The organism is Streptomyces sp. NPDC104106, assembly GCF_055584345.1.
The window spans coordinates 161,623-185,121 of record NZ_JBVJMF010000004.1; the positions used below are offsets into that span (position 1 = coordinate 161,623).

12 protein-coding genes and 5 pseudogenes are annotated in these 23,499 nt (G+C 70.7%); 10 read left to right on the forward strand and 7 right to left on the reverse strand.

Translation table 11 applies throughout. The features are described from left to right. Positions 1-142: 142 nt before the first annotated feature. A pseudogene (locus ACZ60X_RS11440) lies at positions 143-445 on the reverse strand (zinc-binding dehydrogenase); the annotation flags it as partial. Positions 446-1,071: 626 nt separating this feature from the next. Here ACZ60X_RS11440 and ACZ60X_RS11445 point away from each other — a divergent pair. Next, the gene (locus ACZ60X_RS11445) at positions 1,072-2,190 is read left to right on the forward strand and encodes a substrate-binding domain-containing protein (RefSeq protein WP_469596397.1); all 1,119 of its coding nucleotides are present in this window, start codon (positions 1,072-1,074) and stop codon (positions 2,188-2,190) included. A 63-nt stretch (positions 2,191-2,253) separates the two neighbouring features. Here ACZ60X_RS11445 and ACZ60X_RS11450 read toward each other — a convergent pair whose 3' ends face one another. From ACZ60X_RS11450 to ACZ60X_RS11475, 6 genes are all read right to left on the reverse strand, one after another. Then, a complete protein-coding gene (locus ACZ60X_RS11450; protein ID WP_469596400.1) occupies positions 2,254-3,333 on the reverse strand; it encodes a LacI family DNA-binding transcriptional regulator in 1,080 nt (359 codons plus the stop codon). Positions 3,334-3,462: 129 nt separating this feature from the next. Next, positions 3,463-5,619: an alpha-galactosidase gene (locus ACZ60X_RS11455; protein WP_469596403.1), complete on the reverse strand. Its 2,157-nt coding sequence runs from the start codon at positions 5,617-5,619 to the stop codon at positions 3,463-3,465. A 102-nt stretch (positions 5,620-5,721) separates the two neighbouring features. Beyond that, entirely contained in the window at positions 5,722-5,979 is a 258-nt protein-coding gene (locus ACZ60X_RS11460; RefSeq protein WP_469597404.1) for a beta-galactosidase, read from the reverse strand. Positions 5,980-6,467: 488 nt separating this feature from the next. Then, a complete protein-coding gene (locus tag ACZ60X_RS11465; protein WP_469596405.1) occupies positions 6,468-8,222 on the reverse strand; it encodes a cellulase family glycosylhydrolase in 1,755 nt (584 codons plus the stop codon). 55 nt (positions 8,223-8,277) lie between these two features. Next, positions 8,278-9,792 carry a glycoside hydrolase family 43 protein gene (locus tag ACZ60X_RS11470; RefSeq protein ID WP_469596408.1) on the reverse strand — a complete coding sequence of 505 codons (1,515 nt, stop codon included), beginning with the start codon at positions 9,790-9,792 and terminating at the stop codon, positions 8,278-8,280. A gap of 92 nt (positions 9,793-9,884) precedes the next feature. Continuing rightward, entirely contained in the window at positions 9,885-12,728 is a 2,844-nt protein-coding gene (locus tag ACZ60X_RS11475) for a glycoside hydrolase family 3 C-terminal domain-containing protein (protein WP_469596410.1), read from the reverse strand. Between the two features lie 391 nt (positions 12,729-13,119). Between ACZ60X_RS11475 and ACZ60X_RS11480 the strand changes: the two genes are divergently transcribed. The 9 genes and pseudogenes from ACZ60X_RS11480 to ACZ60X_RS11520 all read left to right on the forward strand — a co-directional run bounded on the left by ACZ60X_RS11480 (position 13,120) and on the right by ACZ60X_RS11520 (position 23,304). Further along, positions 13,120-14,802, forward strand: a complete 1,683-nt coding sequence (locus ACZ60X_RS11480) for a type 2 periplasmic-binding domain-containing protein (RefSeq protein WP_469596413.1) — start codon at positions 13,120-13,122, stop codon at positions 14,800-14,802. A gap of 54 nt (positions 14,803-14,856) precedes the next feature. After that, positions 14,857-15,903, forward strand: a complete 1,047-nt coding sequence (locus tag ACZ60X_RS11485; protein ID WP_469596417.1) for an ABC transporter permease — start codon at positions 14,857-14,859, stop codon at positions 15,901-15,903. Further along, positions 15,900-16,853 (forward strand): carbohydrate ABC transporter permease, encoded by a 954-nt coding sequence (locus ACZ60X_RS11490; RefSeq protein ID WP_469596420.1) that lies wholly within the window; start codon positions 15,900-15,902, stop codon positions 16,851-16,853. The genes ACZ60X_RS11485 and ACZ60X_RS11490 overlap by 4 nt, the downstream gene beginning before the upstream one ends. 39 nt (positions 16,854-16,892) lie before the next feature. Then, positions 16,893-16,964: pseudogene (locus ACZ60X_RS11495) on the forward strand (LacI family DNA-binding transcriptional regulator); the annotation flags it as partial. A 59-nt stretch (positions 16,965-17,023) separates the two neighbouring features. Further along, positions 17,024-17,230 (forward strand): annotated as a pseudogene (locus ACZ60X_RS11500) (hypothetical protein); the annotation flags it as partial. Positions 17,231-17,279: 49 nt separating this feature from the next. Next, positions 17,280-18,044: pseudogene (locus ACZ60X_RS11505) on the forward strand (acetylxylan esterase); the annotation flags it as partial. A 68-nt stretch (positions 18,045-18,112) separates the two neighbouring features. Then, positions 18,113-18,571: pseudogene (locus ACZ60X_RS11510) on the forward strand (family 1 glycosylhydrolase); the annotation flags it as partial. Then, a complete protein-coding gene (yicI, locus tag ACZ60X_RS11515; protein WP_469596422.1) occupies positions 18,568-20,850 on the forward strand; it encodes an alpha-xylosidase in 2,283 nt (760 codons plus the stop codon). The pseudogene ACZ60X_RS11510 and the gene yicI, both read left to right, overlap by 4 nt. A 471-nt stretch (positions 20,851-21,321) precedes the next feature. Further along, entirely contained in the window at positions 21,322-23,304 is a 1,983-nt protein-coding gene (locus tag ACZ60X_RS11520) for a glycoside hydrolase family 31 protein (RefSeq protein WP_469596426.1), read from the forward strand. Positions 23,305-23,499 lie beyond the last annotated feature (195 nt).

Here is a 23,499-nt window from a genome sequence, read left to right on the forward strand (position 1 = left end):
GGCCACGTCTACGGCACCGTGCCCATCGACATCAAGAGCGGCTGCACGTCGACGTGCAGCCAGATCGCACACCGGAGACGCTCACACCTGTTCCTGCGGCACCCCGGAGCCGAGATCGTGTGCCGGGACCGGGCTCGTTGTGTCAGGTGCGGGGGACGGCCCGGTCCGCGACCGGCGTGAGGCGGCCATTGGCGATCAGCCCGGTGACGGCCTCCAGAACGGCACGGTCCGGCTCGACGACGAAGAACACTCCCCGCGCTCCGCGCGAGGCGGCGTCATCGGGATCCGGGGGCTGCACGATGCTGATCAGGGTGCCGCCTGGGCGCAGCGCCGCCCACGAGCGGGCCAGCGTTCCGCCGCCAACGGTGTCCAGCACGACGTCGGCGCCGTCCACGTGGTTCTCGAAGCGGTCGTCGACGTAGTCGATGACCTGGTCAGCACCGAGCCCCGAGACATATGCCGTACAGCTCCCTGTGGCTCAGTGCCTACCGTCGCCAAGGCGTCAGCGCCGGTCACAGGCCACGGATCGACAGGGCGCGCTGAATGGTGACCTGGTCGCCGGGGAGCCGGGGGCCTTGACCAGGTCAAGGCCCGTGGCCGTGCTTTCGGTGCGGGTGGCCTGCTGCTCCCGGCCTTCACTAGACGATCAGGTCCTGTGTCCGGCGGGCTCGTCCCGCGGGTCCCTTCCGATGTCTCGCCGATGACTTCCCGGTCCCGCGGCGGGGGCGAGTCCAGGCGGGATGGCTCGCGGCACGGAGTCATCGGAGCATGAGTGGTGCATGCGCCGTTGACGGTGCTCGTGGGTGCGGTGCCGCATCGCTGATCGGATGCCATCTAGACCATGTCGTCATCTGCACACCGACCATGCCGTTCAGGGCCTCGGCAGCGCAGCGGCGGGCCCCGGCGTCCTGCCGCAGCACTGTCTGGAAGCGAGGGGACGACGACTTTCGTCCCCCCCTCGCCCGCGGAACCGCCGGGGCAGAGCCGAGCCCGCCCCCTGTGTGTGTCCGGGTGGAGCGCTTTGTCTGGGGAGCTGTTGCACGGAGGACTTGGTGAATAGCCTGTGTCCCAGTGCTCCTGCACAGGCTTCTTGGCTGGACAGGGGCGGCCAGGCCACGGCGAACAGGAATTGCTGCTGTGACGAATATTCGATCCGCAGGTGCCCCGGTCGGTCACGAGCGCTCGCGCCTCGTGGATCCGCCGTGGCCGACCATCGCCTACATACCCGAGCCCATGGACGGCGTGCCGGTGCCCGCGCTCTCGGTGCTCGAGGACGGTTCCCCGACCTGGGACCGCAGCCGGAGACGGTTCGGAGAGCTGATCAGAAAGCACGCTCGCCGCGAGCCTTCGACTGGGGGTGACCGGGGCGACATCGTGGAGATCCTGTTCCCGGAGCTGGTGCACATGTGGGGGGCGGAGATCCTCCGCGGTGTGGAGCGCGTCGCCAGGGAGAACCGCGTCGGGGTGGTGTTCTCGGAGCTCGGTTTCGACCGGGCGACCGCTGTGTACCTCGATGACAGCGGGGGGCAACGCGGGCAGGATGTACTGTCGGTCACGTTCCTGCGGGAGGGCCAGCGGGAGCAACTGCGGGCCCAGGGAATCCCCTTCGTCGTGTTCGACCCGGCCGAGGAGCTTGCCGAGGACGTGCCGTTCGTGAGCGCGACGCACTGGAAGGGGGCACGGGCCGCGGTCGGGCATCTGGCAGACCTGGGACATCGGCACATCGGCATGATCAGCGGGCCCGACCACTCGTTCTGCGTGGCCCGGGTGGCCGGGTACGCCTCCGCGCTTCAGGAGGCGGGCCTCGGGCGGGAGCCGGCTCTGTTCCTTCGCACCGAGCTGACCCGTGAGGACGGATACGCGGCGGCGCGTGAGCTGCTGTCCCGTCCGGACCGGCCCACCGCCGTGTTCACCGCCAGCGACATGCAGGCCATCGGCCTGTATCAGGCCGCCCGGGAACTCGGTCTGTCGATCCCCCGGGACCTGAGTGTGGCGAGTTTCGACGACCTTCCCGTCGCAGCGTGGATGGACCCGCCGCTGACGACCGTGCGCCAGCCGCTGACGGCCATGGCAAGGGCGGCCGCGGAACTCGCCCTCGCTCTCGGCAGCGGCGAGGACGTGCCGCAGACCAGGCTCGACATCGCCACGTCACTGGTGGTCCGGGACAGCACCGCCCCGCCGGCGTCCTGAGCGACTGCCGCCGCAGTCGGCGGCACTGCCCGGCGGCGCACCGTGAACAGCGGTTCGCCCGTGCTACCTGGGCTCCTTGCGGGCGGCCCGTGCCGGGCGAACCTTCGGCGGGGCGGTGCTGGCCCGGACGGTGAGAGTGGTGGCGATCTCGAGGCCGAGCTGGCCCACCTCCTCGCCGCGGCCGAGCTCGAGAGCCAACTCGGTCGCGGCCACGGCCATTTCGGTCAGCGGCTGATGCACGGTCGTCAGCGGTGGTTCCACCCAGGCCGCGATGGGCAGGTCGTCGAAGCCGACGACGCTCAGGTCCGCCGGGATGGACAGGCCCAGCTCGCGGGCGGCATGGTAGACGCCCACGGCCTGGAGGTCGTTCGCGGTGAACACGGCGGTGGGCCGGTCGTCGCGGGACAGCAGGTCGCGGGCGGCCGCGTGCCCCTCCTCGCAGGTGAGCTGGGTCTGCACCAGCAGGTCGGGCTCGGCGGGGACGCCGGCCTCGGCCAGTGCGGCGAGGTATCCGGCCTTGCGGGCCAGGCAGTACGGGTGGTCCGGTCCGGTGATCATGGCGATGCGCCGGTGTCCCAGGCCGAGCAGGTGCCGGACGGCGGTGTGGCCGCCGCGGAAGTTGGTGGCACCGACGAAGGGCACGTCGTCCGGCAGGTCGCTGATCGGGTGGATGACGACGAACGGGATGCCCCTCGCCTCCAGCTGCTCGCGTTCCTTCCGCGAGAGCTGGGACACGGACAGCACGCAGGTGGGACGGCGCCTGACAGTGTCGTCGATGGACATGGGATGGCTGTCGTGGAGCGCGAGCTCGGAAACCATGACGCCGACGCGGTTCCTGCGCGCCACCCGCTCCACGCCGCGGATGATCTCCACCGCCCACAGGCTCTCCAGCTCCCGGAAGACCAGCTCCACCACGTTGGCGCGGTTGGCCGCCGACTTCCGGTAGCCGTAACGGCTGATCAGTTCTTCGACGCGGGCCCGGGTCTGGTCGGAGACGCCCGAGCGACCGTTGAGCACCTTGGAGACGGTGGGGATCGAGACGCCGGCGGACTCCGCGATGTAGGCGATGGTGACGGAACCCGGCTTGTCGTCAGGAGAACTCTGCTCGTCCGCCGTCGGCTCGCCCGATCCGTTGTCCGTCACGTTCGCCCCTTCCTCGACCATGGCTCCACCCGGGACCCGCCTCCTGGTACGGGAGGGACGGCTGCGACGTGCGAGCGTGCCTGCTGGGGTCATTCTGGCATCCCCGGCCCGGGGCGGAGCCCTCAGGCTTCACCCGGTCGGCGTCGCCGGTCCCGCGGCCTCCTGCCCGCCGGTCTCCGGGACGAGCCGGAGCACGACGGCGGACGGCGCGGCGGGGAGGGTCAGCGTCAGGGCGGCGCTCTCCCGGTTCCAGTGGGAGCGTGCCTGACTGGTGGAGGGGTACAGCACCTCCGCGTGTACGGCGGCGTCACGGAACTGCGGCAGCGGGAGCACGGTGGTGTCCTTCCCGTCCGGGCGGCGCCAGACAGTGAGGTAGGTGGTGGCCGGGGTGTGCAGGCCGAGGGCGATCCACGGGTCGTCCCAGGCAGGGAGTCCGAGCGGCCAGGTGGGCAGCGCGGTGGCCAGGTCGGCGCGCAGGGCCTTGTGCACGGCCACCGCCTCGGCGACCAGGTCCTGTGCGGCGGGCGACAGCTCCGGGAGCCGACCGGACAGGTGGATCCGCCCGAGCAGGGCGTTGGCCATGGTGAAGGCGACCTCGTCGAGGGTGTCCTCCGGCTGCGGGTAGGCCCAGACGGCGCCTTGTTCGGGGGTGACCGCGGTGGGTGCGGAGGCCGCGATCGGCGCGTAGAGCGCGAGGTTCTGCTGATCGCTGGTGGACTGGAGCTGGAGCCGGGACAGCAGCGCGTAGTCGGTGCGCATGCCGCCGGAGGCGCAGTTCTCCAGGACCAGCTCGGGGTGGCGGTCCAGGACGCCGTCCAGCCAGTCCAGGTGGGCGCGGTTGTGGCCGAGCAGGCCGTCGGCGGCAGCCTCGCCCGGGTTCCCGCTGGTGCCCGGCCCGGGGTCGATGTTGTGGTCCAACTTGAGGTAGCCGATACCGAGTTCACCGACCAGGCGGTCCACCACCCGGTCGAGGTGGTCGCGTGCGGCCGGGTGGCGCAGGTCCAGGTGGTAGCGGCCGGTCTCGACGACCCGGACGCCGCCGCGGCGGAAGAACGCCTCCGCTGGCAGCGAGTGGGCCAACGGGCTGCTCACGCCGACGACTTCGGGTTCGAGCCAGAGGCCGGGGACCATCCCGAGCTGCCGGATGCGGTCCAGCACCTCGTGGATGCCGCGCTCCCCGGGGAAGCGGGAGGACGAAGGCTCCCAGGCGCCGACGCCGGTCCACCAGTTGCCCTCGTCGTCGTACCAGCCGGCGTCGATGACGAAGTACTCGGCACCCGCCGCGGCCGCCGCGTCGATGTGGGGGAGCAGTTTGGCCGTGGTCGGGTCGCCCATCAGGCAGTTCATGTAGTCGTTGAAGATGACGGGCAGGCGCCGGTGGTCGGGGTGCGGTCGGCGGACGGCGCGCCGGTACCGGGTGAGCGCGGCGAAGGCCTCGTCGGGTCCTTCGACGCCGAAGGCGATCGCGACCGGGACGGTCTCGAAGGAGGCGCCGGGCTCCAGCAGCCGGGACCAGCCGTGCCGTCCGGCACTCGGGCCGGACAGGGCCAGGTATGCGGAGTCGTCGTGCTCGCCGCACTCCCAGTGCCAGCCCCCGCCGTTGTGCTCGATCTGCCACACCCACGTCCGGCCGGTCCGGCGGTCGGTCAGCCCGCCCATCGGCAGCCGGTCGCAGCTGGACCACGTGCCCTGTCCGGCGACGGCGAAGCCGCCCTTGCCGTACCGGTAGTGGACGCGGCCGCTGAGGACCGGTGAGCTGAGCCGCATCGGCCGGCGCTGCCAGCGGTACTCGGCGAGCCAGTCGTTCTCCGCCCACAGCAGGTCGGCCGCCTCGAGGTCCGCATCCGCGGTGAGGCCGCCCAGCACGAGGGAGGTGACGGACTCCAGGCGCAGGCTCCGGGTGCTCTCGTTGCGGATCACAACCTGGCTGCGCAGCGCCGGGACGCCGTCGGGGGAGCTGAGGACCACTTCCGCGGCCAGTCCGCCGGCCGGGTCATGGAGCTGGACGGTCAGCCGGTGCCAGTCGCCGTCCCGGGCTGCGGTGTGCCCGCGGTAGCGCAGGTCGGCGCCGATGACGGTGTCGATCACCCGGTGTCCGGACCAGTGGTGGCCGTGGTTGGTGGTGGTGGCTTCGACGAGCGGCAGGGGCGCTGCCGCGGGCGGTTCCGCGGGCAGTTGCCCGGGGACGCCGATCCGGCGCAGCCGTGGCGGGCCGTCCGGGTCGGTGCCGATCTCCAGGCGGAGGGCGTCGTGGCCCCAGCGGATGGTGGGGGATTCCTCGGTCACGGGGATTCCTTTCCGGATGAATGGCCAAGGCGGGCAGGGGAGTTCAGAACCTTCGGAGTACGACGCAGCCGCCGGGAGGCAGTTCGGTGACGCAGGTGCCGGTCAGCAGGGCGTGGCCGGGGTCGGGCAGTGACACCGTTTCTCGGCGGTGGTTGAGCAGGAAATGCCAGGCCCGTCCGCCGGGGTTCTGCCCGGGGTTGCGGTGCCACCGGCTGGCGCGCGGCGGCGACGCCTGGCCCAACTGCCGTACCGCTGGCTCCAGAAGGCGGTCCTCCAGGCTTTGTCGAGGGCGTCGCGGGAACCGTGCCGGGCGCGCAGCCAGGTCCGGAAGGCGGCGACGACGTGGTCGCACCAGCACAGCGTGGCGTACTCGTCGTGGACGCCAGAGCGCTACGGCGGGCTGGTCGCCGTAGCGTTCGGCCAGCGCGGCGGCGGGCCGCCACGCGGTGGACCGGGGCGGCGAGGCAGTAGGAGTCGCGGCTGCCGTGGGTGAGCCGCACGCCCTGAGCGGTGACCGGCAGGGCCTCGGACAGGGAGAACCACCCGACGGCCGCGTCCCGCTGCTCGGGGTTGTAGTCGCCGCCCAAGGCCAGGCCCGGCGGTGCCGCCTCCGGTGTCGTGCGGACAATGGTCACTCCTCGCAGGCGTATGAACGAAACTTTCCTGAAGGGGTGGGTGCGCCTGGCCGCCGGACACGCGGGGCGGAAGCGTGGTCGCGGCGGTCTCCGGCCGGGTCGTCCCGGCGGCCGAACTTCCCTTGGAAGTCGTGAAGTTGACATGAGTTCTCCGGTGCGCAGTCCCGGGGAGGCTCCGCACCGGAGAGGCTCGCGGTACCGGCGCGTCCGGGCTCAGGAGGCGGTGCCGGTGACGGTGGTGCCGGACTTGGTCAGGTGGTAGGTGACGGTGGCGCCGCTCCAGAAGTGGAAGGTGAGCGTCACCGGGGCGCCGTCCCTGAGCGTCTTGAGGAAGTCGGCCTTGACGGTGGTGGTGTTGCCACCGTAGTCGGCGCCGTAGTTGGCGAACGACTGGAAGGTGGTCCAGGAGGCCGGGCCGGCGGCGGTGCCGTCGGCGTAGGTGGACTCGACGTTGGCCATCAGGTCACCGTTGAACCGGGTGGGGATGGTGAGTCCGTCCTCGGTTCCGGTGGCGTTGGTCATCACCGGCTTGTCGTACGAGCGCACGAAGAGTTTCCACGGGACGCCGTCGGAGTACCGGGCCTCGAGGGTGGCGTTGACGCCGGCAGCACGGTCGCCGGCGAGCCGGGTGAGGGCGTGGGCGGTCAGGGTCAGCCGGTCGCCGTTGAGGGTGTAGTCGACGAACGGGATCAGCGGGCGGTCGCCCTGCCAGAGGCCGGTGAACGAAAGGCCGTTGCGGTTGAGCGTGAGGGTCTGCGCCGCGATGGGACCGGACGTCGGCAGGAAGACGTTGTCGGTGGATGCGGTGCCCGAGCGGGTCCGCCAGGAGCTCTGGATCAGGGCCTTCATCTCGGGGACCTGCCACTGCATGGTGGAGCGGTTCAGGAAGTCGTTGGCGGCGTCCCAGACGGCGGAGGTCATGCCGTTGATCCGCGCCTCGTAGTTGACGTGCTCGAAGTACTTCAGCATCTCGCCGCGTTCGACCACGCCGGAGTACGGCGAGGTGAGCAGGCCGTACTCGCCGAGGTAGACCGGGATGCCCTTGGCCACGAAGGTGTCGTGCACGCGGGCGAAGCCGTCGGTCAGGTCCTTCTGGGCCGTTGCGTCGTAGGTGGTCCCGTTCGCGATGTTCACGCTGAACGGGTACCAGCTGTAGTAGTGCACGGTGGCGACCAGGTTGGGGTCGTGCAGCGAGCTCATCGTCGTGGACAGGTCGTCGAGCCAGTGCTGGGCGGAGTTGGTCTCCTCCGAGGGCAGGACGAGCAGGCGGTCCTTGTTTCCGCCGCCGGAGTTGCGCACGACGTCGTAGAACGAGGTGTTGAGTTCCCGCAGGTACTGGGTCTTCTGGGTGTCGGTCGCGTTGGAGAACTGCGGCTCGTTGACGCTCTCCATGAGCAGCTTGCGCGGCTCGTCCTTGAAGGCGGTGGCGATCTGCTGCCATGTCGACTTGAACCGCGTCATCACGTTGTCGTGGTCGGTGGACATGTTGGCGATCCACTTCCACGAGTCGTGGTGGACGTTGATCTCGACGTAGAGGCCGTCCTCCAACGCCCAGTCGACCACCTGCTTGACCCGCTTCATCCACACGGGGTCGATGGTGTACGGGGCGGTGTCGGACTGGTGGGGGTACCAGGTGACGGGAATCCGGACGCTGCGGAAGCCCTGGGCGCGGAGACCGTCGAACGTGGCCTTGGTGGTGAGCGGGTTGCCCCACGAGTTCTCGTCGGGGAACGCGTCGAAGGTGTTGCCGAGGTTCCAGCTGGGCTGCATCTGGGCCACGGCGGCCATCGCGCTACGGGGGGTGTGGTCCGCTGCTGCCGGCGTCTGGCCGGCCGGTGAGGCGACGGCGGTGCCGCAGGTGAGGCTGCCGGCGGTGACCACGGCCGCCAGGAGCCCGGCCGTCCGGTGCAGGCGGCGGTTGTGTGGGCGGGCGGCGCGCGGTGTGCCCTTCTGCTGTGCGTCGTTCACGGTTCGTCCCTTCGGATGAAATGGGTGGCGGGGCGAGAAGGTTCCTGATGCGTGCTCAGGAGAGCGGGAGAGGCTCGTACTCGAACCAGTCGAAGCAGACCGTGCCCGCGGCGGCGTACATGCCGATCACGCGGCCGGTGAAGCCGCCGGCGACCTCCGTGGACAGGTAGCGGCCGTCCACCGACGCCAGCTCGCTCGTGGTGCCGTCCGCCGTGCCGACCGCGAAGACGAGCGAGTCCGGGCCCCTGCGCGCGTCGTGCGGCTCGGGGGCCGGGCCGGTGCGCACGGACAGGACCAACGGGCCTGCGGGGAGCGCGCGCTCGGCGACGACAGACCGGACCGTGCCGATCCGGGCGATCACCCGGACCCGCCCGTCGGTGTCGGCCTCGATCGCGTAGTGGTGGCGCTCGTCCAGTCGCACGGCCAGGCCGCCGGTGCCCGTACCGGGGTCGATCAGCGTGCGCGCCTCGAAGGCGAGGTGCTGCTGGCGGCGGCCGACGAAGACGACGTCCGGCTCGTCGAGGGAGCTGCCGCGGGCGCGCAGGGCCAGCCAGCCGCCGCGCTCCTTTGTGTCGACCAGGTCCGCCGGGCGGTCCCGCAGCGAGATCCAGCAGGGCCGGAGCTCGGCCGAGTCGAAGTCGTCCCGTTCGGCCGGCGGCTGAGGCGGCGACACCTGCCAGGGAAGTTCCGCGACTTCGAGGCCGACTTCGCCGACCACGGGCCAGCCGTCCTCCCAGGTGACCGGGGCCAGGAAGGTCTCACGTCCCAGCACGTGCCAGCCCGGGGTGCCGCCCTGAGGCCTGACGCCCAGCAGCACCATCCACCAACTCCCGTCCGGAGCCTGGACCAGGTCGGCGTGCCCGGTGTTCTGCACGGGCTTGGTCGTGCTGCGGTGGGTCAGGATCGGATTCGCGGGGCACGGCTCGAAGGGCCCGCTGGGGGAGGGGCCACGGGCGATGGAGACGGCGTGGCCGCGTTCGGTGCCGCCCTCGGCGATCATCAGGTACCAGTACTCGCCGATCCGGTACAGGTGCGGCGCCTCGGGCGCGGCGGCACCGGGCGTGCCGGACCACACACGGTACGGCTCGCCCAGGGTCTCGCCGGTGTACGGGTTGAACCGCACCTGCCCGACGCCTGCGAAGGTGCACCAGCAGTCGCCGTCCTCGTCCCAGGCCAGGTCCGGGTCGATGCCGGGCACGCCGGGCGCGTGAACGGGCTCGGACCAGGGGCCGGCCGGATCGGTCGCGGTGACCACCAGGTTCCCGCCGCCGGAGACGTTGGTGACCATGAGCCAGAAGCGCCCGTCGTGATGGCGCAGGGTCGGCGCGTAGATGCCTCCGGACGAGGACGTCTCCACGGGCAGCCGCAGCTGGCTCGGCCGGTCGAGGACGTTGCCGATCTGCGTCCAGTTCACCAGGTCGCGACTGTGGAAGATCGGCACGCCGGGGAAGTACTCGAAGCTGGAGCAGGCGAGGTAGTAGTCCTCGCCGACCCGGCAGATGCTCGGGTCCGGATGGAAGCCCGGGATCACCGGGTTCGTCGCGACGGTGGACGGCTGGGGCGTCGGCATAGGGCAGTCAGGTCCTCGGCAGGGAAACGGAAGGAGAGCGTTGGGGACGACGGCCGTGCCTCCCCTCACAGGAGTACGGCCGCCGTTGGCTCTCAGGGGGTGAAGGTGAGGGCGGTGAGGCGTTGTTCGCCGCTGAAGATGATGCGGAGGTCGTGGACACCGGTGGGTCGGTGTTCGGTGAGGTCGGCGAGGACGGTGATCCAGGTGTGGCGGTCGCCGGTGGAGGGCACCGTGACGGTGGTCAGCAGGCGGTCTCCGGCCCAGAGTTGGAGCTGGGCGGTGCCGGGGGTGGTGCGGGAGACCTGGAGGGCCACGGAGCCGGCGCCGGTGAGGTCGACGTCGCGGAAGAGGAGTTCGCCGTGGTCGGCGGTGGGGGTGACGGCATCGCCGTGGGTGGGGGTGGCGTCGACGAGGGTGATGTTCTCGTAGTCGTCGAAGTCGGCGGCGTGGAGCGGGGCTTCGAGGACACGGCGAGGCTCCGGAGCAGGGCCGGTGACGGTGAGGGTGGCGCTGCGGACCGGCTGGGTTGCCGAGCGGGCGGTGATCAGTTCGTAGCGGCCGGGGTGAACGGTGAAGGCGCTGGTGGTCACGTCCCAGTGGGCGAGGGCGTCTGTGGCGGGGAGGGTGAACTCGAGCTCGGTGGTCGCGCCTGCCGCGAGGCGGACTTTGCGGTAGGCGGCGAGGCGGAGCTGGGGCGCGTGGTAGCGGGCGTCGAGGTGGCGGGTGTAGAGCTGGACGGTTTCGGTGCCGGGGCGGGTGCCGGTGTTGGTCACGGTGAGGGCGGCGGTGATCTCTACGTCCGCGTCCAACTCGGTTCGGCGCAGCTTGAGTTCGCCGTAGTCGAAGGTGGTGTAGGACAGGCCGTGGCCGAAGGGGTAGAGGGGTGCGGTCTGGTGGTACTGGTAGGTCCAGCCGGCCTTGATGATGTCGTAGTCGAGGGGTGCGGGGAGTTCGTCGTCGCTGCGGTACCAGGTCTGGGGGAGGCGGCCGCTGGCGTCGGTGTCACCGCGCAGGACGGCGGCGAGGGCGCGGCCGGTCTCCTGGCCGGCGTGGGAGGTCCACACGATGGCGGGCAGGTGCTGGTCGGCCCAGTTCACCGCGTAGGGGTAGCTGGACATGACGACGAGAACGGTGTCGGGTTGGACGGCGGCGACTTCACGCAGCAGCCGGTCCTGCTGCGGGGGAAGCCGCAGCCCGGCGCGGTCCTGGGTCTCGCGGCCGTTGATGTGAGGGTCGTTGCCGAGCACGACGATGGTCACGTCCGCGGCTTGGGCGGCGGCTACGGCTGAGATGATGCCGTCGCGGACGGTGGTGCGGGTGAACCGCAGGGCCTGCTCGTGGGTGTCGGCGGTCATGGTCAGCTCGCCGGTGGCGGGGTCGGCCTGGGCGTAGCGGCCGGTGAACTGGTTGCGCAGCACCTCGGTGCCGTCGGTGGCCGGTTCGAGGTGGAAGGTCTCGTGCACGAACCAGTCGCCGGGCTGGTCGCGGTTGGCGGTGACGCGCTGGTCGCCGTCGCGCAGGGAGGCGTACCGGCCGGTGGCGGCGGAGCGGAGGGTGAGCACGCCCAGGTCCCAGTCGAACAGGTCGAACTGGGCGGCGGCGTCCGTGTCCTGGGCCGGGCCGAGCACCAGCAGGCCGTCCTCGCCCACGGCGGTGACCGCTCGCCCGTCGGTGGTGCGCAGCACGATCCGGTCCACGCCCTCCACCCCTTCGACGCCGAGGCCGTCGCAGACGGTGACGCGGTAGGGGTGGGTGCCGCTGTACCAGTCCTCGAACAGGGTGCAAGCCAGCGGCCCGACCACCGCGATCCGCCGCTCCGGAGCCAGCGGCAGTAGCCCGGTGTTCTTGAGCAGCACCACCTGTTCGGTGGCGGCGCGCAGCGCGAGGGCCTGGTGTGCGGGGGAGTTGACGACGTCCCAGCCGATTCCGGCGTAGGGGTCGAGTTCGGGGTCGAACTCGCCGAGGCGGAAGCGGATCGACAGCTGGCGGCGCACCGCCCGGTCGATGTCGTCCCGGGTCAGCAGGGCGCGCTCGAGGGCGGCGGTGATCCGGCCGATGGTGACGGCGCTGTCCTCGCCGTGGTCGGTGAAGGAGTCGATGCCGGCCTTGAGTGCGGTGGCGTGGGAGGCGGCGTGGTCGTCGAAGTAGTGCTCCGGGTCGACCAGGTTGGAGGGGGCTTCGGCGTCGCTGACGACGAACAGCTCGTGGCCGGTGGGCTCGGCCCAGCGGCGCAGCTCCTGCTCGAGCAGGGGGCTGACGTGGCAGGGGCGGCCGTTGACGAGGTTGTAGGCGGCCATGACGCCGGTCGCCGCGCCGGTGGCGACGGCCAGGCGGAAGGCGGCCAGGTCGTACTCGTGCAGGACCCGGGGCCGAATCGCCGAGGAGGTGGTGCAGCGGTCGTCCTCATTGTTGTAGGCGAGGAAGTGCTTGAGTACCGGGGCTGTGCGCAGGTACGTCGGGTGGTCGCCGGTCATGCCCCGGCAGAACGCCGTACCCAGCCGGGCGGACAGCAGCGGGTCCTCGGAGTAGCCCTCCTCGTTGCGGCCCCAGCGCGGGTCCCGCAGCAGGTTCACCACCGGTGCCCACCCCTGCAGGCTGTTGCGGCCGGTGCCGATGACGGGCGGCCGATGATGGTGGAACGCCCGCTGCTCGACGGAGATCGCCGCCGCCACCTCATGGACCAGGTCCTCGTCCCAGGTCGCGCCGAGGCCCACGGCCTGCGGGAAGGTGGTGGCCTCGCCCAGCCACGACACGCCGTGCAGGGTCTCGGTGCCGGTGCGGAACTCGGCGACCCCGAGACGCGGGATCGCGGGCGAGTACTGGTGCAGCATCGCGATCCGCTCCTCGAGGGTCAGCCGGGAGAGCAGGTCCTCGACGCGCTCGGCGAGCGGGAGCCCTGGATCGCGGAAGGGCAGCGTGACGGCAGCAGTGCTCACAGGCGGAAGTCCCTTGCAGGTGTGTGAGGCAGGGTGGAACGCCCCGGACGGCAGGGCCGGATGGCCGGCTCCGGTCGTCCGAGAGCGGTGGTGAGGATGGTGCGTTGAAGCGCTTCGACGCTGGCATGCACCCCAAGGGCTGTCAAGAGAAAGTTTCCAAGAAAGTCCTGTTCATGTTGGCGGTGGCATTTTCCATTGGAGCTCTTGCATCGTGCGTGAAGCCACCCTTAACCTCGCGGCAACATTCAAGCGCTTCGACGCTCCGCAGGGACGCGACGGCAACCAGCCGGTTGCCTGCATGTCGACGGTGCCGTTCGCGCCGTTCCCTCCGCACCGCAGCACACCCGCACGTCGCTCGATACGGATCGTCACCGGCGAAGGGCCGCCCACCATGAGCATCGCAATGAACCGCAGAGCCTTCGTGAACGGCGCCGTCGCCGTCGCCGGGGCTGCTGCCCTGTCACCCTTACTGTCCGCCTGCGGCGGCGGCTCCTCCCGCAGCAAGGGCGGGACCAGCTCGAAGAGTGGCTTGAGGGCCGCGCTGCCGGACTACGTGCCGGGACAGGCCGTCAAGCCCGACATCCCCTCGGTGCGGGGAGCGGCAGGCGCGTTCACCGACCCGGGCTTCCTCACGTACCCGGCCAAGCAGATCTCGACGGTGTCCGGCACCCCGGGCAAGGGCGGCAGCTACACCGCGGTCACCCCCCTCTGGGGGACCGTCCCGCCCGCGAACAACTCGTTCTACCAGGCCGTCAACAAGGCGCTGGGCGTGAACCTCACCATCAAGCCGGCCAACGGCGTCAACTACGACACCATCGTCCCGACGATGGCCGCGTCCAAGAAGCTGCCGGACTGGATCCAGCTGCCCACGTGGTGGAACGCGGCGTTCAACATGGGGGAGCTGGCCGGTACCCAGCTGGCGGACCTGACGCCGTACCTGGCGGGGGACAAGATCAAGAAGTATCCGAACCTGGCCGCCATCCCCACCTTCGCCTGGCAGGTCGGAGCCTGGGAGGACAAGCTCTACGGCATCCCGTGCAACGCCAGCGGCATGTCGCTGGCCGGCCACGTCTTCTACCGGGCCGACATCCTGGAGTCGAAGGGCATCACCGCCGACCAGGTCAAGTCCGCCGACGACTACATGAGCCTGGGCAAGGAACTGACCAGCGCCAAGGCCGGCGTGTGGGCGTTCGGCGACGTGTGGACCTACCTGTCCCTCTCCTGGGGCCTTCCGCCCGGGTGGACGGTCAAGGGCGGGAAGCTGGTCCACGCCTACGAGTTGCCCGAGTTCCTGGAGGCACTCGACTGGCACTACAAGCTCGCCAAGTCCGGCTATGTGCACCCCGACGCCCTGGCCGGCAACGTCAACGCCAGTGCCAACCGCTTCTACGCGGGCAAGGAACTGATCCAGGGCGGCGGCACCGGCGCCTGGAACCTGTCGGACCACCAGTCCGGCACCGCCGCGAACAAGAACTACCGGCGCGGGGCGTTCAACGTCATCGCCGCCGACGGGAAGTCCAACCCGCAGATCTTCCTCGGTGCCGCCACCGGCGTCATCAGCTACCTCAACGCGAGGCTCTCCCCGGCCCAGATCGAGGAGCTGCTGGCCGTCGCCAACTACCTTGCGGCGCCCTACGGTTCGACCGAGTACACGATGATCACGTACGGCGCCGAGGGCGTCCACCACACGATGGTGAACGGGATGCCCAGCTACACGGACGAGGGCAAGAAGTACGCCCAGCCCACCACCTACACCTTCCTCGCCGCGGCCCCGCAGGTGATCAGCAACCCGGGCGCCGACCAGGTGACCAAGGACTACACGTCCTGGTTCGCCCGCACCGCCCCGCACGTCTACAAGCCGGTGTTCTACGGCATGAACATCGCCGTGCCGCAGCGGTACGCCACCGCGGCCGCCGCGAAGTCGGTCGTGGACACCATCACCGAGGTCACCCACGGCCTGAAGAAGGTCTCCGACTTCCAGGCCGCGGTGTCCTCCTGGAAGTCCAGTGGCGGCGGCCAGTTGAAGAACTGGTACCAGACCGAAGTCCTGGACAAGTACGGCACCGGCCAGTAGCAGACGACGTCAGACGGCGGGCCGCTCGGCTCGCCGCCGGAGCGAGGAGGAACGGTGGCCGGCACGTTCACCACCAAGACGAAGAAGGTCGGCGCAGGCAGCTCCGGCGGCACCGAACCGGCGGCCGACGCGGAGCCGGACGCCGACGGCCGCGCCCGGCCGAGGACGCGGCCCGGACGGGCCCAGGAGGGCGGACTGACCTGGCGGCTGCGCCTGCGCCGGGACAGGTCGTTGATCCTGATGACCCTGCCGGCTGTCGCGCTGCTGCTGGTCTTCAACTACGCGCCGCTGTTCGGCCTGATCACCGCGTTCGAGTACTACGACCCGCTGGTCGGCGTGCTCCACAGCGACTGGGCCGGGCTCGACCAGTTCCGCACGCTGTTCAACGACCCGCTGTTCTGGGGGGCGCTGCGCAACACCCTCTGGCTGAGCTTCGTGCAACTGGTGCTGTTCTTCCCGGTCCCGATCGCGCTGGCCCTGGTGCTCAACTCGGTGATGAGCGAGCGGCTGCGGAACTTCATCCAGTCGGTCGTCTACCTGCCGCACTTCTTCTCCTGGGTGCTGGCCATCAGCATCTTCCAGCAGATGCTCGGGGGCGCTGGGGTGCTCAACCACTTCCTCGCCGAGCACAACCTGGGGACCTGGGACGTGATGACCAACCCGCACACCTTCGCGCTGCTGGTCGCCTCGCAGGCGGTGTGGAAGGAGGCCGGCTGGGGCATCATCGTGTTCCTCGCGGCGCTGGCCGCGATCGACCAGAACCTCTACGAGGCCGCCGCGGTCGACGGCGCGGGCCGGTGGCGCCGGATGTGGCACGTCACCCTGCCCGGCATGCGCGGCGTCATCGTGCTGATGCTGGTGCTGCGGCTGGGCAACGCGCTCACCGTCGGCTTCGAGCAGTTCCTGATCCAGCGCGACGCCGTCGGCCACGACACGGCGGACGTGCTGGACACCTTCTCCTTCTACTACGGCATCACCACCAACAACTACAGCTACGGCGCCGCCGCCGGGCTGTTCAAGAGTGTGATCTCGCTGCTGCTGATCTGGGGCGCCAACAGGGTCGCGCACGCCTTCGGTGAGGACGGGTTGTACCGGAAATGAGCCAGACGCTGACGCACACTCGGAACCGGCCCGCGCTTCGGCCCGACCGCAACAAGGGCCGCCCTGCGTGGGACGAGCAGCCCGGCGCCGCCGGACAGACCCTCAAGGGCGGCGTGCTGCTCCTGGTCCTCGCCGCCGTACTGGTGCCGCTCTGGATCGTGGTGCTGACCAGCTTCTCCACCAGCGGGGCGATCAACCGCGCGGGTGGCCTGGTGCTGGTCCCCGACGGCCTCACCCTGGACGCCTACCGTGCGGTGCTCGGGGACGGCCCGGTCACCAGGGCCTTGCTGGTGAGCCTGGTGATCACCGCGGCCGGCACCCTCCTGTCGATGGTCGTCTCGGTGCTCTGCGCCTACGGCCTCTCCCGCTCGCGCTCGTTCGGACACCGCACCATCCTCATGGGGCTGATCGTCACCATGTTCGTCAGCGGCGGACTGATCCCCACCTACCTGGTCGTCACCGGCCTCGGCGGCTACGGCCAGTACTGGGCGCTGATCCTGCCCGGCGCGGTCTCCGTCTTCAACATCCTGGTGCTGCGCGCCTTCTACTCCGGCACGGCGGCCGACCTCATCGACGCGGCCCGCATGGACGGGTGCAGCCAGTGGCGCATCCTGTGGTCGGTGGTACTGCCCACCTCGCGCGCGGTCACCGCGGTGATCGCCCTGTTCTACGCGGTCGGCTACTGGAACTCCTTCTTCAACGTCATGCTCTACATGCCGACCGAGAGCGCCAAGTGGCCGCTGCAGTACGTGCTGCTCCAGTACGTCAGCTACGGCCAGTCCATCCCCGGCACCACCAACTCCGGGTTCGGGTCGCTGCACCAGCAGAGCGCACCGTTGTCCCTGCAGATGGCGGTTGTGGTGCTGACGCTGGTCCCCGTCCTGCTCGTCTACCCGTTCATGCAGAAGCACTTCAAGACCGGGGTGCTCACCGGCGCCATCAAGGGCTGACGGCACGCCGGCGACAGAACGAGAGAGGGAACCACCGGCATGGTGACACTGGCCGAGGTGACCAAGGCCGCGGGCGTCTCGCCCAGCACCGTCAGCTACGTGCTCAGCGGCAGGCGGGCGATCTCCGAGCCCACCCGGGCACGGGTGGAGCAGGCGATCAGCCAGGCCGAGACGGCACCCGACGCGCCTCGCCCATCACGGGCGACGGCGACGAACCCCCGTACCCCAACGGCACCGCCGCTCTCCGCGACAGCTGGCGGCTGTTCCAGGCGGCCCAGTTGCTGCCGCCCTACCCGGGACACGAGTACGACGTCTCCTTCCTCAAGCACGAGCTCTTCTTCGAGACGCTCCACGAGGTCCCGGATACCGGAACGTAGGCACCACCCGCCCCCACCACGCCGTCCCGCCACACCCAGGAGCTCGCGCGTGTCGCACGTCATCCTCCCGTCCGTCACCTCCAACTCGCTCCACCCGGAGGAACACCCCATGCCGTTCACCGACTTCGGGCTTGACGAACTCGTCCGCTACCGCCCTGAGTCAGCCGCCCCGCTCGACTTCGACGCGTTCTGGCAGCACACCCTCGACGACGCCCGGGCACGGGCCGGGGCCATCAAGACGGAACCGGTCACCGACCGGCACCGGCTGCGCACCATCGAGGTGGACGACGTGCGCTTCCCCGGCTGGAACGGCGAACCGGTGGCCGCGTGGCTGCTGCGCCCGCGCGCCGCCGAAGGCCCGTTGCCGGTCGTCGTCACCTACGTCGGATACACCGGCGGCAGGGGCCTGCCCACCGAGCACCTGTTCTGGTCCGCGGCGGGCTACGCCCAGCTCGTCGTCGACAGCCGCGGCCAGGGCCACGACACCCCGGACCGAACCCTGGGCGACGGCACGCAGTGGGCCGAGGGATTCATGACCCGCGGCATCGACTCGCCCGAGAACTACTACTACCGGCGCCTGATCACCGACTGCGTGCGCGCCGTGGACGCCGTCGCAGAGCTGCCCGGCCTCGACGCCAACCGGATCGTGGTGGCCGGCGGCAGCCAGGGCGGCGGACTGGCCCTCGCCGTCGCCGGACTCACCGGGGACCGCGTGGCCGCGGTGATGCCGGACGTCCCGTTCCTGTGCCACTACCGCCAGGGCGCGCAGACATCCCTTGGCGGCCCGTACCAGGAGCTGGTCAAGTACCTGCGCTGGCACAGCCGGCACCGCTTGCAGCCGACCTTCGCCACCCTCGACTACTTCGACGGGTCCACTTCGAACTGCGCACCGCCGTGGACATCGGCGTCGCCGAGCCGAACCCGTACGGCACCCGGCTCACCACCATGGGCTGGCCCGTCGTGCCGTCCGCGCTCACCGAACTGCTCTGCGGACTCCACGCCCGCTACCCGCAGCTTCCGCCGGTCTGGATCACCGAGAACGGCTCCGCCGAGGACGACACCGTCGCCCCTGACGGCCTCGTCCACGACGCGGAACGGATCGACTACCTGGCCGGCCACCTCACCGCCGTCGCCGACGCCATCGCGACCGGCGTCGACGTGCGCGGCTACTACGTCTGGTCCCTGCTGGACAACTTCGAGTGGGCCCGCGGCTACGAGCAACGCTTCGGCCTGGTCCGCGTCGACTACGACACCCTGACCCGAACCCCCAAGGACAGCTACCACTGGTACCGGGGCCTGATCACCGCGCACCGCGCGCGGACGGAGGAACCTGCCCGATGAAGTTCACCGACGGCTACTGGCTGATGCGCCCCGGCGTCACCGCGCGCTACGCCACTGAGGTCGCCGACGTCCGCACCGGCGAGGGCCGGATGACCCTCTACGCGCCCGTCAAACACGTGCGCGGCCGCGGTGACACGCTCAACAGCCCGCTGCTGACGGTCGAGTGCTGGTCACCGGCCGAGGGCGTGATCGGGGTGCGCACCACGCACCACGCCGGATCGGTGCGCCGCGGGCCGGAGTTCGCACTGGTCGGAGCGGAGCCCGGGGCCGGAAAGGTGCACCGCGAAGGCGAGGTGGTGCATCTCGGCTCCGGAGAACTGACGCTGCGGGTGGACACCTCCCAGCCGTGGCGGCTGGAGTTCACCGCCGAGGGCCGGGTGCTGACCTCCGTGGGTGAGCGCGGCACCGGCTTCGTCACCGACGCCGACGGCCGTCACCACATGCTCGGTCAGCTCTCCCTGGGAGTAGGCGAGTTGGTGTACGGGCTGGGGGAGCGGTTCACCCCGTTCGTCAGGAACGGGCAGACGGTGGACATCTGGCAGGCGGACGGCGGCACCAGTAGCGAACAGGCGTACAAGAACGTCCCGTTCCACCTGACGAACCGGGGCTACGGCGTGTTCGTCAACCACCCGGGCAAGGTCAGCTACGAGGTCGGCTCGGAGTCGGTCGGGCAGGTGCAGTTCAGTGTCGAGGACCAGTCGCTGGAGTACTTCATCGTCCACGGCCCGAGCCCGAAGCAGATCCTGGCCCGCTACACCGCGCTCACCGGCCGCCCCGCACTGCCCCCGGCCTGGGCGCTGGGCCTGTGGCTGACCACCTCCTTCACCACCGACTACGACGAGGACACCGTCAACCGCTTCGTCGGCGGCATGGCCGAGCGCGGCATCCCGCTGAGCGTCTTCCACCTCGACTGCTTCTGGATGCGCGAGTACCAGTGGTGCGACTTCGACTGGGACTGCGACACCTTCCCCGACCCGGCGGGAATGCTGGCCCGGCTCAAGGCGCAGGGCCTGCGGATCTCCGCCTGGATCAACCCCTACATCGCGCAGAAGTCCGCGCTGTTCGAGGAGGGCATGCGCGAGGGTTACCTGGTGCGTCGCCCGGACGGCACCGTCTGGCAGTGGGACCTGTGGCAGCCCGGCATGGCACTGGTGGACTTCACCAACCCCGCCGCCCGCGCCTGGTACACCGGCAAGCTGCGCACCCTGCTGGACGTCGGTGTGGACTGCTTCAAGACCGACTTCGGCGAGCGCATCCCCACCGACGTCGTCTGGCACGACGGCTCCGACCCGGAGTTGATGCACAACTACTACACCCACCTGTACAACCGGGCCGTCTTCGAGCTGCTGCGCGCCGAGCGCGGCGAGGGCGAGACGCTGCTCTTCGCCCGCTCCGCCACCGCCGGCGGCCAGCAGTACCCGGTGCACTGGGGCGGGGACTGCGAATCGCACTTCAACGCCATGGCGGAGTCGCTGCGCGGGGGTCTGTCCCTGGGCCTGTCCGGCTTCGGCTTCTGGAGCCACGACATCGGCGGCTTCGAGGGCACCCCTACCCCCACCGTCTTCAAGCGCTGGGTGCAGTTCGGCCTGCTCTCCTCGCACAGCCGCCTGCACGGCAGCAAGTCCTACCGCGTGCCGTGGGACTACGGTGAGGAGGCCGTCGAGGTCACCCGCGAGTTCACCCTCCTCAAGCACCGCCTCGCGCCCTACCTCCAGTACGCCGCCCAGCAGGCGCACGCCACCGGCGTGCCGGTGATGCGCGCCATGGTGCTGGAGTTCCCCGACGACCCCGCCGCCGCCGCGCTCGACCGGCAGTACCTCCTCGGCGACGACCTGCTCGTCGCCCCGGTCTTCACCGACGACGGCACGGTCGACTACTACGTGCCCGAGGGCACCTGGACGAACTTCCTGACCGGCGACCAGGTCACCGGCCCGCGCTGGCTGCGCGAACAGCACGGCTTCCACACCCTGCCGCTGCTCGCCCGCCCCGACTCCGTCATCCCCCTCGCCGCCGACGACCAGCACCCGGTCTCTGCCTGGGCCGAGGGCGTGGAACTGCGGGTGCACGCCCTCGCCGACGGCGTCGAGCGCACCGTGGTGATCCCGAACACCGACGGCCCCGGCCGGACCGCCGTCTTCCACCTGCGCCGCGATGGTGACCTGCTGCGGGTGACCACCGACAGCCCGCACCCCTGGCAGCTGCGCATCGGCGGCCCGGACGGCGTCCTGCACGTCGGCCCGCCCGGCACCGCGGAGGCCGAGCTGCCCTACCCGGGCTGAGGCCGGACCCCGGCCGTGCGAGGCCCGGCGCCCCCGCAAGGGCGCGCCGGGGCCCTGCCGCCTCCAAACCTGGCACCCGGAGGTGCCCGTGCAGAGCCGCACCGAACGTCACCTCACGCGTGCCGCGCCGGACGCCCTGCTGCGCAGCTCCTTCGGCATCGGGTGCCGTCCGGAGCACGAGCTGACCGACGGCTGGTTCAACGGCGCCTACCGCGTGCTGCTGGATGATGGCCGGCCCGCCGTCGTCAAGCTTGCGCCACCGGCCGACGCACCGGTACTGCGCTACGAGCGGGGCATCCTCAAGGCGGCAGCCTGGACTTCAGCCCGCCCTCCGGCACCGCATGGCGCTCTACCAGCTCTACCTGGGCCTGCTGATGGTCGTGGAGTGCGCCCCGCGCGAAAGACATACGACGCCGGTGACCGGCGACCGGCCTTACTCATCCACCACTTGAGAAGAACGGAGGAATCACCTTGTCCTACATCGTCCGCGCTGGCGGTCTGGAACGGCACACCGCCGCAGAGATTCTCCGCGTCGAACCCTGGGGACCGGACGCCGTCCGGGTGCGGGCCTCGTCCGGGACCGTGGACCCCCGAGCCCCCGGTGCGCTGGAGAGCCCCTCGCCCGCCCCGCACGCCGAACTGTCCGTATCGGACGACGGCTGTGCCCGCCTGGTCAACGGCCGCCTTGTGGTCGATGCCTCGGCGGACGGCCGGCTGAGGTTCAGCCACGCCGTCTCGGGCCGCGAACTCCTCGCCGACAAAGGCCCGTACGGGCCACCCGGCGGCCCTCGCGTCCACGCGGCGGGCGGCCGGACGGAACAGCACTTCGAGGCGTACGACGGTGAACGGCTGCACGGCCTGGGGCAGAACCCCAACGGGCGCTTGGACCAGAAGGGTTGCGTGATCGACCTCGTCCAGAGCAACACCGTGGCGGCCGTCCCCTTCCTGCACTCCTCGCGCGGCTACGGACTGCTGTGGAACAACCCCGCCACCGGCCGGGTCGAACTGGGCGCCGACACCACCCGGTGGACCGCCGACGCCGGCGGGCGCATCGACTACTGGATCACCGCCGGCGACACCCCGGCCCAGCTCCTGGACTCCTACACGCGGGCCACCGGACGCCCGCCCCTCCTGCCCGAGTGGGCGTCCGGTTTCTGGCAGTCGAAGCTGCGCTACCGCACCCAGGACGAACTCCTGGCGGTGGCACGGGAGCACAAGGAGCGTGGACTGCCGCTGTCGGTCATCGTCTGCGACTTCTTCCACTGGCCGAGGATGGGCGACTGGCGTTTCGAGGAGAGCGAATGGCCCGACCCCGCCGCGATGGTCAAGGAACTGACGGAGCTTGGGGTGAAACTCGCCGTCTCGGTGTGGCCCACCGTCGAGCCCGGCAGCGATTCGCACGACGAACTGCGCTCGGCCGGCCACCTCGTACGGGACGCGGACGGCGGCCTGCTCACCTTCCCGTGGCCGTCCCGGTACAGCGGGGATGCGCTGATCCGCCCGATGGCGTACTACGACGCCACCCACCCCGGAGCACGCGCCGCACTGTGGCGGCGGCTCAACGACAACTACCGCTCGGTGGGCGTGGCGTGCTTCTGGCTGGACGCTTGCGAGCCCGACCTGCCGCGCGATCACTCCGACCGCGCCGTTTACGCCGTCGGGCCGGCCGCCGCGGCGGCGAACCTCTACCCCCTGCTGCACGCCCGCGCGGTCGCCGACGGCCTGCGCGCGGCGGGCGAGGACCGGCCGCTGTCGCTGATCCGCTCCGCCTGGGCGGGCAGCCAGGCTCACGGGGCCTTGCTGTGGTCCGGCGACATCCCCACCACCTTCGACTCCCTCGGGCGCCAGATCAGGGCCGGCCTGAACGTCGCGATGAGCGGCATCCCCTGGTGGAACACCGACATCGGCGGCTTCTTCGGCGGCAACCCGGACGACCCCGCGTACCGCGAACTGCTGATCCGGTGGTTCCAGTACGGCACGTTCAGCCCCGTCATGCGGCTGCACGGGGACAGGAACCCCAACCACCCCACCTTCTCCGCGGACATGACCGGTGGGCCGAACGAGGTCTGGTCGTACGGGGAGGAGGCGTACGGCATCCTCCGCGATCACCTGCGGCTGCGTGAACGCCTGCGCCCATACCTGAGGACGCTGTCCGAGGCCGCCCACCGTACCGGGGCCCCGCCGATGCGCCCGGTGTTCTTCGACTTCCCCGAGGACGAGCACGCCTGGGAGGTGGACGACCAGTTCCTGCTCGGTCCCGACGTGTTGGTGGCACCCGTGTACGAGACGGGTGCCCGGGCCCGCCGGGTCTACCTGCCGTCCGGCGCCCGCTGGCTCGACCCGGCCACCGGACGCGTGCTGGAGGGCGGAACGATGCTCGACGCCGAGGCCCCACTGGAGCGCATCCCGGTCTTCGTACGGGAAGGGGCAGACGTCGCAGCCCGGCTCGGCTGACTTGACCCAGGCGGATGGGCCGGGGCACGAGGGCTGTTCCGGTGACGTGGCCGACGCCGTAGCCAAGCACGGCGACGACGATCCGGGCTCCGGAGGTGCGCATGATGGCGGGGAGGTTAGCGATGACGAGGAAGCCCGGAGCGGGATCGGATCGGCAGCCGGGGGAGAGGTGCAGTGGGCCGCGAAGGTGTCCGC

Bases quoted from the DNA above. Each gene is read 5' to 3' on its own strand.
- ACZ60X_RS11470 (WP_469596408.1), bottom strand. From the start codon at position 9,792: ATGCCGACGCCCCAGCCGTCCACCGTCGCGACGAACCCGGTGATCCCG.
- ACZ60X_RS11480 (WP_469596413.1), top strand. From the start codon at position 13,120: ATGAGCATCGCAATGAACCGCAGAGCCTTCGTGAACGGCGCCGTCGCC.
- ACZ60X_RS11490 (WP_469596420.1), top strand. From the start codon at position 15,900: ATGAGCCAGACGCTGACGCACACTCGGAACCGGCCCGCGCTTCGGCCC.
- yicI (WP_469596422.1), top strand. From the start codon at position 18,568: ATGAAGTTCACCGACGGCTACTGGCTGATGCGCCCCGGCGTCACCGCG.